This window comes from Caballeronia udeis (assembly GCF_001544555.2).
Taxonomy (GTDB): Bacteria; Pseudomonadota; Gammaproteobacteria; order Burkholderiales; family Burkholderiaceae; genus Caballeronia; species Caballeronia udeis.
This window is the reverse complement of sequence record NZ_FCOK02000021.1, coordinates 84,316-98,701: the sequence shown is the minus strand read 5'-3', so window position 1 is coordinate 98,701 and position 14,386 is coordinate 84,316. Positions and strand designations below refer to the sequence as shown.

General features: G+C 59.4%; 12 protein-coding genes. 7 read left to right on the top strand and 5 right to left on the bottom strand.

Going from position 1 to position 14,386, the window contains the following annotated elements; genetic code table 11:
- Positions 1 to 176: 176 nt before the first annotated feature.
- The 5 genes from AWB69_RS17090 (at position 177) to AWB69_RS17070 (ending at position 8,803) form a co-directional block, all read left to right on the top strand.
- The gene (locus tag AWB69_RS17090) at positions 177 to 3,344 is read left to right on the top strand and encodes an efflux RND transporter permease subunit (protein WP_062086759.1); all 3,168 of its coding nucleotides are present in this window, start codon (positions 177 to 179) and stop codon (positions 3,342 to 3,344) included.
- Positions 3,341 to 4,621 carry an efflux RND transporter periplasmic adaptor subunit gene (locus AWB69_RS17085; RefSeq protein WP_062086757.1) on the top strand — a complete coding sequence of 427 codons (1,281 nt, stop codon included), beginning with the start codon at positions 3,341 to 3,343 and terminating at the stop codon, positions 4,619 to 4,621. The genes AWB69_RS17090 and AWB69_RS17085 overlap by 4 nt, the downstream gene beginning before the upstream one ends.
- Positions 4,618 to 6,138, top strand: coding sequence for an efflux transporter outer membrane subunit (locus AWB69_RS17080; protein ID WP_062086755.1), 1,521 nt, complete (start codon positions 4,618 to 4,620; stop codon positions 6,136 to 6,138). The genes AWB69_RS17085 and AWB69_RS17080 overlap by 4 nt, the downstream gene beginning before the upstream one ends.
- Positions 6,139 to 6,592: 454 nt before the next feature.
- Positions 6,593 to 7,666 (top strand): DUF3300 domain-containing protein, encoded by a 1,074-nt coding sequence (locus AWB69_RS17075; RefSeq protein WP_062086753.1) that lies wholly within the window; start codon positions 6,593 to 6,595, stop codon positions 7,664 to 7,666.
- A gap of 318 nt (positions 7,667 to 7,984) precedes the next feature.
- On the top strand, positions 7,985 to 8,803 hold the full coding sequence (locus AWB69_RS17070) for a formate/nitrite transporter family protein (RefSeq protein ID WP_062086751.1): 819 nt from the start codon (positions 7,985 to 7,987) through the stop codon (positions 8,801 to 8,803).
- A 120-nt stretch (positions 8,804 to 8,923) separates the two neighbouring features.
- Here the strand turns inward: AWB69_RS17070 and AWB69_RS17065 are convergent, their stop codons facing one another.
- The 5 genes from AWB69_RS17065 to AWB69_RS49420 form a co-directional block, all read right to left on the bottom strand.
- Complete coding sequence (locus tag AWB69_RS17065; RefSeq protein ID WP_062086749.1) at positions 8,924 to 10,279, bottom strand: sensor histidine kinase; 1,356 nt, start codon at positions 10,277 to 10,279, stop codon at positions 8,924 to 8,926.
- Between the two features lie 45 nt (positions 10,280 to 10,324).
- Positions 10,325 to 11,017, bottom strand: a complete 693-nt coding sequence (locus AWB69_RS17060) for a response regulator transcription factor (RefSeq protein ID WP_062086747.1) — start codon at positions 11,015 to 11,017, stop codon at positions 10,325 to 10,327.
- A 305-nt stretch (positions 11,018 to 11,322) separates the two neighbouring features.
- Positions 11,323 to 11,745: a hypothetical protein gene (locus tag AWB69_RS17055; RefSeq protein WP_062086745.1), complete on the bottom strand. Its 423-nt coding sequence runs from the start codon at positions 11,743 to 11,745 to the stop codon at positions 11,323 to 11,325.
- A 178-nt stretch (positions 11,746 to 11,923) separates the two neighbouring features.
- Positions 11,924 to 12,133, bottom strand: a complete 210-nt coding sequence (locus AWB69_RS17050; protein WP_062086736.1) for a hypothetical protein — start codon at positions 12,131 to 12,133, stop codon at positions 11,924 to 11,926.
- A 64-nt stretch (positions 12,134 to 12,197) separates the two neighbouring features.
- Positions 12,198 to 12,800, bottom strand: coding sequence for a DUF3331 domain-containing protein (locus AWB69_RS49420; RefSeq protein ID WP_062086734.1), 603 nt, complete (start codon positions 12,798 to 12,800; stop codon positions 12,198 to 12,200).
- Positions 12,801 to 13,372: 572 nt separating this feature from the next.
- Here AWB69_RS49420 and AWB69_RS49415 point away from each other — a divergent pair.
- Together AWB69_RS49415 and AWB69_RS17035 are read left to right on the top strand one after the other, a co-directional pair.
- Complete coding sequence (locus tag AWB69_RS49415; protein ID WP_231937143.1) at positions 13,373 to 13,822, top strand: sensor histidine kinase; 450 nt, start codon at positions 13,373 to 13,375, stop codon at positions 13,820 to 13,822.
- A 149-nt stretch (positions 13,823 to 13,971) separates the two neighbouring features.
- Positions 13,972 to 14,343 carry a response regulator transcription factor gene (locus AWB69_RS17035; RefSeq protein WP_062086732.1) on the top strand — a complete coding sequence of 124 codons (372 nt, stop codon included), beginning with the start codon at positions 13,972 to 13,974 and terminating at the stop codon, positions 14,341 to 14,343.
- Positions 14,344 to 14,386 lie beyond the last annotated feature (43 nt).

Genomic DNA, 14,386 nt, shown 5'->3' with positions numbered 1-14,386 from the left:
CCGTTCGGCGGCCGGCGAGATGCATGGTTCTGTGACGATTAAATAAAGCTTAATTCGCGTGTCGATGTTCGGCAATCCCGCACCCCCGACTATAGGCACCTGTTTTGCACGCCTCGCCGGTCCCCGTAGGGCCAGGGGCGCCGACGCAATGCCTCATCCGACATAGACACTTTTACATGAACGCCATTGTCCTGGTTGCCCTGCGCCGCCCCCTCACCTTCGTGGTGATGAGCATCCTCCTCATCCTGTTCGGCACGATGGCCGTATTGAAGATGCCGACGGACATCTTTCCCGCCATCCGCATCCCGGTAATCGCGGTCGTGTGGAACTACAACGGACTGTCCCCGCAGGACATGTCTGGCCGCGTGGTCTATTACTACGAACGCGCTTTGACCGCGACGGTGGCCAACATCGAACACATCGAGAGCCAGTCCCTGTATGGTGCCGGCATCGTGAAGATCTACTTTCAGCCGGGCACTGACATCGCCGCCGCTCAAGCCCAGGTCACGTCCATCTCGCAGACCGTGCTGAAGCAAATGCCGGCGGGCATCACGCCACCTCAAGTGCTGGTGTATAACGCGTCCTCGGTCCCGGTACTGGACCTTCAAGTCTCTGCGCCGAACATGACGGCCGCGCAGGTGTACGACATGGCGTCTAACCTGGTCCGCCCGCAACTGGTGGCCGTGCCGGGCGTCGCGATTCCGGCGCCATACGGGGGCGCTTCGCTGAACGTCGAAATCGATCTGGACCAGACGAAATTGCTGGCGCACGGCCTCTCGGCCGCAGACGTAGCGGCCGCGCTCAGGTCGCAGAACGTGGTGCTTCCTGCGGGCGACCAGAAGATCGGCGGACTTGACTTCATGGTCCAAACAAATTCGAGTCCTCTCCAGGTACCGACGTTCAACAACCTGCCGATCAAGACGGTGAACGGCGCAACCGTCTATCTACGCGACGTCGCCTATGTGCACCGCGGTGCACCACCGCAGACGAACGCGGTCCTGGTAAAAGGCAAGCAGTCGGTGCTGATCCAAATCTTCAAGAGCGGCGACGCTTCGACACTCGCCGTGGTAGCAGGCATCAAGCACGCGCTGCCCGGCATTATCCGGACGCTGCCGCCGGGCGTCAAAATCACGCCGCTCAACGACGCCTCGGGGTTTGTGCGCGATTCGGTGGCAGAGGTGGTTCAGGAGATGATCACTGCGGCGGTCCTGACGGGGTTGACTGTGCTGCTCTTTCTCGGCACCTGGCGTTCGACGTTGATCGTAGCGACATCGATTCCGCTCGCGATCCTGTCCTCGATCCTGGCGCTGCACTACATCGGGCAAACGATCAATGTCATGACGCTTGGCGGATTGGCGCTCGCGGTCGGTATTCTGGTCGACGACGCAACCGTCATGATCGAAAACATCGATTCTCACCTCGAAGCGGGCGCCGAGCTAGAGCCCGGGATTATTGCGGCGGCAAACCAGATCGTTGTGCCAACGTTCGTCGCGACGCTGTGCATCTGTATTGTCTGGCTGCCGTTGTTCCAGTTGGGCGGCATCTCGGGGTATCTGTTCCAGCCGCTCGCCGAAGCCATCATCTTCGCGATGATCGCTTCGTTCGTCCTCTCGCGCACGCTGGTGCCGACGATGGCCGCATGGCTGCTGCGCGGCCAGGTGAAAACGCACGGGCATGGCCATGGACACGAAGGCAATCCTGGCTTCTTCACCCGGTTTCAGCGGCGCTTCGAGCAGGCCTTCTCGCTGTTTCGCGATCGATACCGGGAAGTGCTGAGCCTTGCCGTGCTTCATCGCAAGCGCTTTATCATGGCCTTCGTTGCGTGCACGGTTGCGTCGATGAGTCTGCTCCCTTTTCTCGGCCGTGACTTTTTCCCGAGCATCAAGTCCGGCGAAATCGATATGCACATGCGCGCACCGATCGGCACGCGGCTCGAAGATGCATCTAAGATCGCGGTGCTCGTCAATAGCCAGATCCGGAAGATTTTGCCGGGTGATGTCACCAATCTGGTCGACAACTGCGGGCTGCCCTCGAGCAGCCTCAACCTGGCCTATACCTCGGACGGCACGATCGGCCCGCAGGATTGCGACATCACGATCAGTCTGAAGAATGAACAGTCGCCTGTGGACGACTACCGGTCCTCGCTGCGTCGCGAACTGCCGAAGCTTTTTCCCGGCACGGTGTTTACCTTCCTGCCCGGCGACATCACGGCCAAGATCCTGAACTTCGGCCTGCCTGCGCCCATCGACGTGCAGATCTCGGGCCGTGGACAAGTGGCGAACATGGCTTACGCGCAGGCGCTCGCTGCACGCATCCGCAAGATTCCCGGCGCCGCCGACGTCAACGTTCAACAGGCGTTCAACGAACCGACGCTCAGAGTTGCGGCGGACCGCTCGTTTGCCTCGGGAATGAACCTGACCGAAGGCAACATCGCGAACAACGCACTTGCGACGCTGTCCGGCAGCGGGCAGACGGCGCCGACGTACTGGCTCGACACGACGAACGGCATCTCGCACCTCGTCAACATGCAGACGCCGCAAGACCAGCTCGCGTCGATCAACGACCTCGAGACGATTCCGATCGATGGAGGCAACGGCGATCCAGGCGGCCAGCAGTCGCAGTTGCTTGGCGCGCTCGGCACCGTGACGCAAACGGGCACGCCCCTGCTGGTCTCCCATTACAGCATCCTGCCCTCGATCGACATCTACGTCAGCAACCAGGGGCGGGACCTCGGTGCCGTCTACGATCAAGTCGCACAGGTCGCGAAGGAGATGAAATCGCAGCTACCGAAAGGCGCGAGCGTGCACCTGCGAGGCCAGGCTATGACGATGGGCAGTGCGTACACGCAACTTCTGGGGGGACTGGCGCTCTCGGTGCTGCTGGTCTATCTCGTGATCGTCGTTAATTTCCAGTCCTGGCTGGACCCGTTCATCATCATCACGGCACTCCCAGGCGCGCTGGCCGGCATTGTCTGGAGCCTCTTTCTCACGCACACGAACGCTTCAGTGCCTGCGCTCACGGGCGCGATCATGTGCATGGGCACTGCGACAGCCAACTCAATCCTCGTCGTATCGTTTGCCCGCGAGCGCCTCGCGGAACACGGTGATGCAATCGCCGCGGCCATCGAAGCCGGATACGCCCGTATCCGCCCGGTTCTGATGACCGCGCTCGCGATGATCATCGGGATGCTGCCGATGTCGATGAGCAATACGCAAAACGCACCGCTCGGACGAGCAGTTATCGGTGGACTTCTCGTCGCGACGTTCGCCACTTTGCTATTCGTTCCCTGCGTGTTCGCGATGATGCATCGCAACGACAGACAAGCCACGGAGTCTCATCCATGAACGTAGTAAACCGCGAAGTTGTGGCCCCAGGCCGAGTTCGACTTAAATGGTCCGTCGCGATCGCCGCCCTTGTCCTTGCCGGCCTTGTTGTCCACGGCATCGTCCAACGCCACGACAATGTCACTGATCTGCAAACGCTCGCTAACGAGGAGTCCGTACCGCAGGTGCAGGTCATGATGCCCGTGCCAGGGCCTGCCACGCGCTCGATCTCGCTACCCGGCAACATCAAAGCCTGGAACACCGCCCCGATCTATGCACAGGTCTCCGGCTACGTGCGCAAGTGGTACGTGGATTACGGCGCGTTCGTCAAGGCCGGTACGCTGCTCGCCACGATCGACGCGCCCACCGTCGACGAGCAGTACCAGACGGCGCTCGCGAATCTCGACGTCGCGAAAACCAACAGCACGCTTGCCGACGTGACGGCACAGCGCTGGAAAGCGCTTGCGGGCACGGAAGCTGTCGCGCAAGAGGAGGTGGACGTGCAAGTCGCGAGTGCCGCGGTGAAGAAGGCGCAAGTGGTGGCAGCGCAGCATGAGGTCGCGCGCTACCATGCGTTGGAAGGGTTCAAGGATATCGTCGCGCCGTTCGACGGTGTCATCACCTCGCGCGACACCGACATCGGTAATTACGTGAACGCCGCGGGCGGTGATGTCAGTTCCCACGGTGCGGCGGATGATCTGTTCTCAGTAGCGGATATCCACGAGATGCGGCTCTTCGTATCCGTGCCGCAGGACTATGCGGACATGCTGAAGCCGGGCCTCGAGGCGACGTTCACGCTGCCCCAGTATCCGGGCCGTCAGTTCAAGGCGACGCTCTCGACGACCGCGAATGCGTTCGACCCGCAGACGCGAACCGTCATTACGGAGTTGGTGGCGCCAAACCCGGATCATCTTATATGGCCCGGCACGTATGCGACGGTTCATTTCGTTATACCGACGAACCGGAGCGTGCTCGTCGTGCCCGAACAGGCGTTGCTGTTCCGCGACCAGGGCATGCAGCTGGCGGTCGTGGGTCCGGATGACAAAGTTCATTTGCAAAACGTCACGCTCGGGTTGAATCTCGGCCAGAACGTTCAAGTACTTTCTGGCCTGAAACCTACCGACCGCTTTATGGTCAATCCTTCCGCGGGCACGCTCGAGGGAGAGAAAGTGCAAATCGTAAGCGGCGTACCGGGAATCGCACCGCAAACAACCATCCGTACTTCGACATCTGAGCCCGCGCATCCAGGCGAGGAACAGCAAGCCAACGTCGCAGTTGCCAAGAATGATCCGAAATGATGCGTTACTTCAAACCTGCTCGCCGTCTCGCCACCGCCACGCTCCTGACACTGCTCGGGGCGCTTGCCGGATGCAGCCTTGCGCCGCCCTATGCGCCTCCGCATATGGTGCTGCCCGCCAGTTACAAAGGAACGGGACCGTTCGCGCTCGCGCATCCGGAAGACCAACTCGCTGAAGGTGACTGGTGGAAGATGTTCGGCGATGAAGAACTCGATCACCTGGAATCGAGCTTGAATGCGGCCAACCCGGACCTTCAGGCGGCGGAGGAAACCTACACCCAAGCGCGGGATATCGTGGGCGAGGCCCGCTCGCAGTTGTTTCCGCAGTTGAGCGCCCAGACTTATGGATCGCAGAACCGCGAATCCGTGCACCGCCTGTTCCGCGCCAGCGGAGCCGGGCCGAGTGAGGAAGCTTCGCTCGGCTATGGGGCGGCCCTGTCATGGGAGCCTGATTTCTGGGGCGAGATCCGGAACCGGACGAACTATGCGAAGAGCAACGCACAGGCCACCGCAGCAATGGTTGCATCGGCGCGGTTGAGCCTCGAAATCGAACTGGCCAATGACTACATGGCGCTGCGCGGGCTCGATTCGGAGCATGTCGTCTATACAAAAACGCTCAGCTATTACGGCGAAGCGCTCAAGATCACGAAGCTACGCTATTCCGGGAATATTTCGGCAGGTCTCGACGTCGAGCGGGCTCAAAACCAGCTCTCCACGGCACAGGCGGCCGATACCGACATCCAGGCGCAGCGAGCCGTGCTCGAACACGCCATCGCCGTGCTCGCTGGCGAAAACCCGTCGACCTTCAGCCTGCCCGCCGAAGAACTGGCACGCCTGGCGATTCCCGTGATTCCGGTCGGCGTGCCGTCCGCGCTGCTGCAACGGCGCCCGGATATCGCACAGTCCGAGCGGCAAATGGCGGCAGAAAACGCGGCCATCGGGGTGGCGCGCGCGGCGTTCTATCCGAACATTCAGTTGAGCGCCAATGCGGGATTCGAGGACAACACCTTCGGCGGCCTCGCTTCCCTGGCCAACAGCCTCTGGTCCGTCGGCACATCGGCTGTGTTGCCGCTGTTCGAAGGCGGCCTGCGCAGAGCCGAGGAACAGCAAAGCTCGTCCGCGTTTGCGCAGGCCGCAGATAATTACCGCTCGACTGTATTGCAGGCGTTTCGCGAGGTCGAAGACCAACTCTTGCTGACGAACAAGCTTTCCTCCGAGTACAGCCAGCAGCACGATGCGCTCACGTCCGCGGTCAAGGTGCAGGACCTCGCACTGCGCCTCTATACCAACGGTCTGGACAATTATCTCAACGTGACCGTCGCGCAGATCGCCGCGTTGAGCGCCGAGCTTGCGACCGTTCAAGTGCAGAGCCGCCAACTACAAGCCGCTGTCGGGCTGATAGGTGCCGTGGGCGGCGGCTGGAGCACGGCGGATCTGCCGACCCCACAACAGACAATCCCGTTCAATCCACTTCACCGGGGGACGGGTGACCTTCGCCAAGCGAATTTAGGCGGGTAACTCTTGGTTGCCCCCGGCACACGAGCACGCACCTTTCGGGGCGAATAGCCCGCGAGATTGCCAGGGGCGTGGGACGCCGCGTCAACGAGGTCATGCCCGATCCGGTCGGCAAGAATCTGATTTCCGACTGCCGTGCTGGCGTATGCATCGATCCTGCCGGTGGTGAGTGCGTTGATCGCCTCACCCTGCTGATGCCGGCGGCTCCGTTCCTCGCGACAGCGACATGATCAAGTCGTGGCACGCGACTCATGCGTCGACAGGCGCTACCTTCAAGAATTTATTGTGTTGCCGCTATCAACCGGGATGCGGTGTTTTCAGGTTCGCCTAAAGCCTCATTTCAAAACGGTAATCAAACGGTCAGGGTCCGGCCATCGCTCGCGCGCATTATCGGAGTGTGGCGGTTGTTTTACTACAAAGGCCTCCCAAAAAGGAAATCACGCAGAGAGCATGATCTATGAAACTTCTCAAGCAGGGCTTCGCGGTCTTTGTATCCTCGTGCCTGGTGCTAGGTGCTGCGCACGACGTGTTCGCAGCTCAGGCCAATCAATCGGTACTCGCCCCGGCTCAGCCGACGCAGTGGACTAGCGACCAGCTACAGCAGCTTGTCGCACCCATAGCGCTGTACCCGGACGCCTTGGTAGCGCAAATCCTCGCAGCCTCGACTCATCCGGTGGAACTTGTCGAAGCGAATCGATGGATGCAGGAACACCCTGCACTGACCGGGGACGCGCTAGCCGTTGAAGTGAATAAACAGAGTTGGGATCCAAGCGTCCAGGCCCTCACGCAGTTCCCTTCGGTACTCGCCAATGCGGACCAGAATCTGACCTGGGCCTCAGCGCTTGGCGACGCCTATCTGAAGCAGCCTCAGGAGTTGATGGCCGCCGTGCAGGTGATGCGCCAGCGTGCCGAGGAAGCCGGAAGCTTACAAAGCACAAGTCAGCAGACGGTATCCACCCAGGATCAAACGATCACCGTTGAGCCGACAGCCCCTGATGTCGTGTACCTGCCGGAATACGATCCATGGCTCGCCTATGGAACACCGATAGCAGTCTGGCCGGGCTGGTATCCCTACTCGGGACTCTACCTGGACGCCCCGGGAATCGCCTTTGGCGTAGGCTTTGGACTCGGGTACTTCGGTGGCTACAGCTGGGGATGGCATCACTGGAGGCCCGACTGGAATCGCCGAACGGTAGTTTACAACCACCGCCCCTACATCTCGCGCAGTGCCACGATGACCAACCGAAACGACTACTTGCATGGACACGAAAATTTCGATCGTACCCAGGCGTTTCATGGTGAACGCGGATTTTTTGCGCATTCGGGTCCGCATGTATCGGCAGCACCGCAGCGCGGATTCGCAGAATCAAACGCGCGGTTTGACAGCAACCCCGGACGATTCAGCGGTTTTGGCAATGAAGGTTTCGCTCGGGAACCTTCTGGCGAGGGACGAGCCGGCTTTGGCGGGTTTGCTCATGAAGGCGGAGATGCCTACGGCGAAGGGTCTCATGGCGGCGGAGGCCACAGGTAATTGAAGCTTCTGTACATTCGATGGTCCGTACGCGAAAACAGACACCGCGAAAGCCGGCGTTCCGCCGCAAACCGGCTTTCCCGCTTCCGCAAACCAGACGATCACTTCATTTCGCCAGGTATCAATTGCAAGCCACAACCATCGGTCTGATTGCTGACACTGGCATGGCGAGTCGAAGCGGTACGCACACTATCGGACATCAAGCTTGCTAAAGGCGCCGCCGGGACGGCTCCTCCTGCAGATCGAAGCCGGCGACGCCAATCGTCCTCCGGTAAACAATTTTCCCGGCTAAAACGTTTAGTATAACTAGGAGAAATTATGTACGCAGATAGCATCGATAAATTCGCGAAGGTCGGCGCCCATAAAGCGTCGGCTATCGTCCGCACGCCGCTTGCCTTTTTGATTGGCGCAGCAATGGCCGGTGCATATATCGGCTTCGGCGACATACTGATGTTTTCGGTCGGCGCACATGTCGATCCGGCTTATGTCCATCTGATCATGGGCGCGGTATTTGCTTGTGCGCTGACAATCGTCGTGTTCGCTGGTTCGGAACTATTCACGGGTACAGCGATGTATATGCCGTTTGCGGTATTTCGGGGCGAGACCAGCATTGGAGGTATGGTGCTGGTGTGGATAGTGTGCTGGATCGGAAACCTGATCGGCGCTGTGGTGCTCGCTGCTATTCTTCACGCCGCCGGCGGTGGCGTGTTGCTGACCGACGGGTCGGAGATTTTCTTCAAGACAGTAGTGGTGAAGATGACCACGCCGGCCGTTCCACTGTTCGCGAAGGGCCTGCTGTGCAATTGGCTCGTATGCCTGGCAATCTGGATGGGAGGTCGGACGAATAATGACGGCGCGAAGCTTGGCCTCATTTTCTGGCCAGTGTTTGCTTTCGTTGCGAGCGGGTTCGAGCACAGCGTGGCGAACATGTTTGTATTCGCGCTCGCACTCATCGGCGAGCACCCAGCCGACATTACGCTCGCCGGCGCCATTCATAATGAGATTTTCGTCACGTTGGGCAATCTTGTCGGTGGCGCAGTCTTCATGGGCGTTGGTTATTGGCTGCAGGAAGGCGGTATTCGTCATTCGTCGACTGCAATCAGGCCGGCGTCGGCCAAAAGCGTTCGCACAAACTAATCTGATTTCGAGTATTCATCCACTAAGCGAGGCGACCACTGCATCCTCGCGAGCTCGCGCGAAAGCCTTTCTGTTTCGATTCGAGGTGGGTGGAGGAACCGACGCGGCTCAAGCGAGCGTTCACGACCAGCACGCAATGGTCACGCGTGTGCCGGGTTCCGCGTTGCCGATCCTTATTGTGAAGTCGTGGACGCGGATCACCGCCGAGACCATGCTAAGACCGAGACCCGAACCCGCGATATGGCGCGTCTGCTCGCTCCGATAGAATTGTTTCAGCACCGCCTGGCGTTCACTGGACGGAATACCCGGGCCGTTGTCGACGATATCGACCTGTGGACCGAACGGCATCCGTGTGAGTGTTATACACACCGTTCCGCATGTCGGCGCGAACTTGATCGCGTTATCAACCAGATTGCAGAACGCCTCGAACAGCAGCGCGCGGTCGGCGTGAATCGCGCCAACGGGTTCCATCTGCACCACCAACTTGATTGACTTGCTTTCCGCAAGCGGTTCGTAGAGTTCGCCGACTTCCGAGAGGAGTGCCGCCAATTGCACATCGGCAAAGCCACCTCGCCGCTGCAGCGCGCTAATCTCCGAGATGCGCAGCATCGCGCGGAACCGTTCCAGCACCTTATCCGTATTGGATCGCGCTCGGGCAACCATGTTCGGCAACTGTTCGTCGTTGAGTGTGTCGGCGCGCTCCTCAGCATGGACGAGCAATGTACGGACGTGGGCGAGCGGCATAAGAAGATCGTGCGCGATGCCATCGCACGCACCCTTTACCTCGGTCATCAGGCGCTCGACTTCATCGAGCATGTGATTGACCAGATTCGACAACAGGTCCAGTTCGTCGTGGCCACCGGTCGGCAGACGCTGTTTGAGGTCGCCTTGAGCGATCTGCACCGTAACGCGATGAATCGCCTTCACACGCCGCATCTGCCGCACGCCGAATGCAAGACCGACGGCGAAACCGGTCACGAGGAAAAATATCCCGCCGCCGATCAGCGCATTGATGATGTCCAGGCGGATTGTGAGGATTTGAGTAAGATCGTGAGCGACGACCAGTATCGTGCCGTCCCTGCGCTGCACGGCCATCGCGCGCACCACCGGCGCCTGTTTAACGCCGGCAACTGACAGCGTATGTTCAAGTGTCATGCCGCGGCGCTCGACGGACAATCCCGGCGGAAGCATCAGCACGTCCCCTGCCATATGCCGGCCATCCGCGGCGAACAGACCGTAGTAGTTGATGTGCATATGTTCGTGTTCAACGCGGCTTTGCAGAATGTCGGCGAGCGTATTGTCGGGTAATGAGCCGAAATAGACGAGCTGCCACTGGATCACGACGTCGGCTTTGCGCTCCATCTGGCCGGTCACCGCATACCCGATGAAGCCAATCAGCAGCATCACCGAGATCGAAAAGATGACGGCGTAGACAGACAGCAGTCGAAACGTCGTCGTGTTCCAGCTGCGACCCACCTGGGCGCTTTGCGTCGGTGATGAGGAATAGTTCAAGGCCTTGGACTATGCGAGGATATAGCCCGAGCCGCGCACAGTTCGGATCAAGGGTTTCACCCCTGGCGGGTCGATTTTTTTGCGCAACCGGCTCATGTGGACATCGATAAGATTGGTCCCGGGGTTGAAATGATAACCCCATACGGCCTCGAACAGCATCGTGCGCGTAATGGTCTGCCCCACAAGGCGTATCATCAATTCGAGCACGCGATATTCGGTCGGCAGCAGCACGATTTCTTCGCCGTCACGCTTGGCCTTGCGGGAGATCAAGTCCAGTTCGAGCGGCCCGACGCACAACATTGTCTCTGTGTCCTGTTGAGCGGTCGCTGCCCGGCGGCGTCGGCGCAGCAGTACTTCGAGCCGCGCCACCAGCTCTTCGGGGATGAAGGGTTTCGTCAGGTAGTCATCGCCGCCGGCGCGCAGGCCGCGCACGCGCTCGTCTACATCGCCGAGCGCGCTCAATATCAATACCGGCGTCTGAACGCCGGCACTGTGCATCGTCGCGAGAAGGCAAAGTCCATCTATGCCAGGCAACATCCGGTCGAGCGTGATCGCATCGTATTCGTCAGTTACTGCGCGCGCCAGCCCTTCGGGCCCGTTGTCGACCCAGTCGACCGAAAATCCACGGCCTTCCAATTCACGAACGATTTCATTCGCGATAAGGTGGTCATCTTCAATAGTCAGCACTCTTGATATAGTCATTTCACGGCTCTGTGGCGAAAAGGACGGTGTGACGAGATTGTTCGACGAACACTTTCCAATTTGGTAGTGAACGATCGGCCGTCGACGTCGGTCAGCCGCAAAGTGGTGAGCGTCTCAGGCGACACATTGGTGTGCGGGAATGGTGGGAGCGTCACCGTTGCTGCCGCGCCCATCGACGCACGAATGCCGTAAGGGCCCGCGCCAAATCGGTTGTAGCCGAAGTCATTGGCGAACGCACACTTAGGCAACTTTGACGGTGCGCAGTGACTTTTTCGTAGATCTCCTTGGGTGTCAGCATGGCCAGCTCACGCAGCGTTCCTGACTCGTTCGGCGCTCAGGCCGAATTCGCGCGCGATGGACTGCAGCCTGTCGGTCCATTCCCAAACGCCGAAGACGTCATGTACGTTTTGCAGACAGCTCAGCAGGCTGACCGTCTGCGGGTCGTACACGTTGATCTTTGAACGCAACAGCGCTTTTTTCAACGCGGCAACGCCCACATTCATGTAGGCAGGCACTTCATTTATTTGCCGGTTGAGATAGCGGATGGGGACGCCTTCCATCACCGATAGGTAGTCGCGTGGCTTGAGGAAGCTGCCGACCGGACAGCCGCCGCAGTAACCACGGTACGCGCCGCCGCGGCGCGGCAGCAACGCTGCCTGGCGCTGCTGAAAAAGATGCTTGACCGCCTGATCGAAAATGACTTGATGGCTTAAAAATTCGAGGGTCATTTGGTTCTCCTGCCGCACGTGAGTTGCACAGTAGTCGCTTCTTGTTTTATATCGACAAGCGGTTCGTCGTAGCGACGAGTGTTGAAATGGATACGAGAAGCGTGATTGCTGCGGCCTTTGACGATCGCTATCCGGAGGCAACCCGCTCGCGGGTTCTGTCGGCACCAAACGATGTGCGTTACTGCGGCTCCAGGGCGTCGAGTCGTGCTTGCGCAATGTCATCCGGGTGTTGGCAGTGGTATGCGTCGAACAACTGTGCGCATAGCTGGCCAAGCGAAGCAAGGCCCATGGCCTGATCTGCATGCTCGACCTCGCCTGCATTGAGTACATCATCGAGAGCTGGAGCGAGACGGCGCAGTCGCACAAACGTGGCGGGATCTAGTTTCATTTTGGACCTCCTGTGCAGACGGCAGCGCGCGCCATGACTCGGCCAGCACGTAGACGATGTTTCACTAGAGAGACGTCGAATTAACATCAGCGTGTGCAGGCGCAATGTGGGCCTTGATCAGTTCCCTGGCCAGAATCATTGCGTCTCCGTTAAGTGGCTTGACCCGGCCGCGGTTACGGGGGTGGTAGACCTTGTCGCCCAGCTTGATATGCTTGCCGGACAGCGCGCAACGCCCCGACGCGGGAGCGGAACACGGCGACCAGACCTGCGCCTCGTAGTTGCAAAGCGTCGGATCATGCCAGCGCAGCGCGAAGTGAGCCTTGGGAAGCTCCTCCACGACCGTCACAGTAAAGGTGCGCACATCGTCGCCGTCCGTCTTTCGCGGATGGCGCGGCTTGCCAGCAGAGGCCGGCAGGCTGGACAGGTCCGGAGAATTCCACATCGAGTCTGACGGGGCAGAAAATTGATGGATGGCTGCGAGCGTGGTTGCCCAAGGATCCGGACCCTTCGCCGACGAGGCGCCATCACCGGACGTTGACCGAGTGAGCCGGCCCGGCCGATGCGGCGACGAATGATGGCTTGAGGGGAGCGCGGGGCCAATAGACGTGGGGCGGGCGCCATTCTCTGACAGGATCTCCAAAGCCGTATTGGGTTCATCGTTCAACATCGCGTTCCTTTCTTTAGCAAAGAGTGAAGCAGCAATCGAACAAGCGTAGAAATCGAATAGCGCCGCCCGGGCGGCTACTGAATGCAAATTGCGGATAGGTCGACGGTACGGCGATAGATGTTCCTGCCAAGCCACGGCACGAATGTGTACTCCATATACGCGTTGCTTCCAATATGTATCCAGTTATGCAGAACAGGCGACATGATGCATTCCTTGAGGACGTTATAAAACGGAAGTAGTCGCTCAGGCACTCAAAAGGCGATGTAGTCGTCTGGGCGGAACCGCGAGCTTTGCGCTGCTATAACAGCGAGCGCTGTCTCTATGAAAGAAGAGTAGGTATTGCCGAAGGGCGAGTCTAGTCTACGGTGGGATATGCCGATACCGCGTTAGCGTTACTTGCCTATACGGACGTATAACGGGGGAAGAGACTTGCTGAGCGGTGTCGAACTGCGCGAAACAACATCCGTCGGCTTTTATTTGTAGATCAAGACCAAATAGACGGCGAAGTACGGCATGCGCAAAGCGAACTCGAACGTGTAAACCGGATCGCGGTGCTTGGTGAGCAGGGTGCATTGATTGCCCCCGAAGTGGGGCAGCCGCTTTCCACCATCGTTACGAACGGCGAAGCATATCTGCGCTGGCTGTGTCGCCAGCCTCCGAACATGGCAGAAATAGAGGGTTGCGTGTCCCGGATGACAGACGAGGGAAATAGAGCAGCCCAAATCGTGCAACGTGTAAGGACGCTCATCAAGGGGGCGTCGCCGGACCGCGTTGACCCTGAAGGCAATGTTGTCGTGGCTGTGAAGGACTCCGGGGCAGGTATTCGCGAGGACAATCTTCCGCGACTGTTTGAACCGCTTTTTACTACGCGCAGTTCCGGCATCGGGATGGGGCTGGCTATTTCCAGTTCTATTCTTGAGGCACACGGTGGGCAAATCTGGGCCTCTAATAACCCTGAAGGCGGCGCGACGTTCTCATTCAGCCTGCCGCCAGGCATGACGCAGGGGGTAGTACGAACCTGACACAAGAGGCGACCGGCGTGGCCGTAGTTCGGTTCACATATACATTCGTATCATGTCACTGGGCGCGGTTGTAAGCTAATCTGCAAACTAAAAGAGGCGCGCGGCACCGACCGCACGTCACCCCTGAGAAACGAGGCCGAGGCCGCATTTTGCAAATTACGCCTGTTATTTCGATTGTCGACGATGATAAAGCCGTCCGTCTTGCGTTAGGCAGCCTCATCCGGTCGCTTGGCTGGCAGGCGCATATGTATGAGTCGGCAGAAGAATTTCTTTCGTCCGGGCAGGCCGCTCATACCTCCTGCCTGATTTCCGACGTTCGGATGTCCGGGATGTCGGGTATCGAGATGCATGAGTGCCTGCGTGCGCAGGGGGATGCCCCTGTGACCATCTTTATCACCGCATATCCGACCCCGTCACTGCAGGCAAAGGCGGTGAGTAACGGCGCACTAGTGTTGCTGCAGAAGCCTTACGAGCCCGCTGTAATGGCTCATTGGCTCACGGTCGCTCTTGGAAACCCGTAGCGAATCACCCACGTGCCGCAGAAGTGGCTCGGGCAGGTGGGGC